Below are 2,207 nucleotides of genomic sequence, written 5' to 3' on the forward strand. Positions count from 1 at the left end.
GCTCAGGCGAGGGCGGGCTCGTCGGGGAGGTCGTCGGCGGCGCGTTGGGTGACGACGGCTTTGCGGGCGTAGGCCGTGGCCAGGTCCACCCCGGGGAGGAACAGGTGGCGGGGGACGTGGCGGAAGGCGGCCTTCACCTGGGGGGTGCGGAAGGTGCCGAGGCGGTCGTTGTAGGCGACGTGGGCTTCGCGCAGCCGCTCGGGTGCTGCGGTCGTCTGGTCCGTCATGTCCGTGGTCACCGTCTTCACAGTAGGGGTCTGGTCGTTGTCGCTGTGACTGCCGTGCGGGGCGTCGCCCGATGCCGGTTGCCGGTGGAAGATCACTTTGCTGGCAGTGGTGGCCAGCAGGTGCTGGTGCTGGGCGGGGATGCCAAGTCGGTTGAAGGCGAACAGCAGGTGGTCGGTGAGGGTCGCCCGCAAGGCCCGGGTGAGAACGCCTTGTTGAGCCAGGCCCTCGAGAGCATGTCCGGCGTCTTCGAAGGCGGCCGACCAGTCGGGCGCCAGTGTCAGGGGGCTGCCGGGACTGTCGCTCGCGGCGGTGACGAGAAGCTGCACCGCGGCCAGTGTTGCCGTTCCCGGCTGCGGGTCGTTGTCGCCTGTCCGGTGTTTGGCGACCTGGGCCCAGATGTCGCCTTGCTCGTAGAAGTCCGGGCCGGCCGCGGTCATCATGCGGGTGGCCAGCCAGCCGGCGAGGTTGTCGATCGCGGCCGCCTCCTGGCGGGCCGGCCGCAGTCTTGACCTTCCTCGCGCGAGTTCCGTCACCGCTGTGACGTGCCCGAGAGGTCGAAGGTAACCGGCGAAGGGTAGCCGGGGAGGGGAACGCACTCGAAACGGGCGAGCCCGGCACCGGTGGCCCCGGCACCGGCAACCCCGTTACGGGCCCCCCGCTCCGGGCGAGCCCGAAGCGGGCCCGAAGCGAGCCCGAGACGGCCGGTGGCGTCATTCGTGGGCGGCGCCGTCGGGCTGGAGGGCGGCGGCAAGGGCGGTCGGGCCGTGGGCGGCGGCGCCCCGGGCGTATGCGGCCGCGTATCCGTCGTCGCCGAGCGCCGCGCGCGCCGTCCGCTCGCAGCGGTCGCGTACCGTCTGCAACTCCGGTGCCCCGCGCTGCGGGTGGCCGACGCTGCGCCAGTACGCCCCGCCGGTGCCGTAGACCGACGCGGCCTGTTCCGCGTGGCCGGCGGCGGCGAGCGCGGCGGCCAGCAGGTCGAGGCCGAGCGCGATGCCGAAGGCGTCACCGAGCAGGTGCTTGCTCTCCAGCATGGTGCGCGCGTACGCGATGGCGTCCTCGGGTGCGGCGGAGAAGAGGGCCACGATGGACAGCTGGTAGTCCAGGTAGGAGCGTGCCCACACCTCGCCGATCTCCACGCAGTGCCGGCGCAACTCCAGTGCCCGCGACCGGGCTTCGGCGAAGTCGCCCAGCGCGGTGAGGGAGAGCACCTCGACGAGGTGACAGCGCAGCCGGTCGGGGGTGGCGAACGCGGCGCCGGGTACCGAGCCCCGGGCGCGGCCGCGGGTGGCACCGGGAACGGAGCCCGGTGCAGAGCCCGGTGCGGAGCCGAGCGCTTCCCGTACGGCGTCCAGGGCCGTGCGCGACTGCCCGGTGAGTATGCCGAGCAGGCCGGTCAGGCAGGCGGCGGCGATCCGTTCCTCGACGTCGCCGCGCGCCGCCACCGCGGCCTGTACGCGGTCGCTGATGTCGGCGGCGCGTTCGTACTCGCCCTGGAGGGTGAGGGTCGCGCCGAGCCCGATCAGGGCGCGGGTGCGGGCGGGGCCGGGGGCGGTGTGCTGGTCCAGGGCGCGTTCGAGGTAGGCCCGGGCCTCCTTGAGGTGCCCGCAGCAGGTCCAGAAGTAGACCAGCAGGCCGGCGAGTTCGGCAGCCGCGACGCTGTCGTGGTCGAGCCAGTGGTCGAGCGCGGCGCGCAGGTCCGGATGGGCGTTCTCGATCCGCCGGTAGCCGAGCAACTGGTCGCGCCCCGACCAGACGGCGTCGGCCCAGCGGGCGAGCCCGGTGAAGTAGTCGGCGTGCCGGCGTTGGGTGTCGGCGACCTCGCCGAGCTCGCTCAGCCACGCGTGGCCGTACTCGCGGATGGTGTCGAGCATGCGGTAGTGGTCGCCGGCGGAGCTGCTGGGCACGGCCGGGGTTACGAGTACGGCCGGGGGCACGGATACGGGTACGGCGGTGCTGCCGGTCTCCGTACCGATTCCGAC

At 73.4% G+C, this 2,207-nt stretch carries 2 protein-coding genes; both read right to left on the reverse strand.

Annotated features, from left to right (window positions below; genetic code table 11):
• Positions 1-2 precede the first annotated feature (2 nt).
• The gene (locus tag AC13HU_RS35995) at positions 3-761 is read right to left on the reverse strand and encodes a thiopeptide-type bacteriocin biosynthesis protein (RefSeq protein WP_483046203.1); all 759 of its coding nucleotides are present in this window, start codon (positions 759-761) and stop codon (positions 3-5) included.
• A 177-nt stretch (positions 762-938) separates the two neighbouring features.
• The coding region (locus AC13HU_RS36000; protein ID WP_483046204.1) for a regulator at positions 939-2,207 on the reverse strand (1,269 nt) is incomplete at its 5' end.

It is taken from the genome of Streptomyces sp. NH27 (assembly GCF_056859195.1).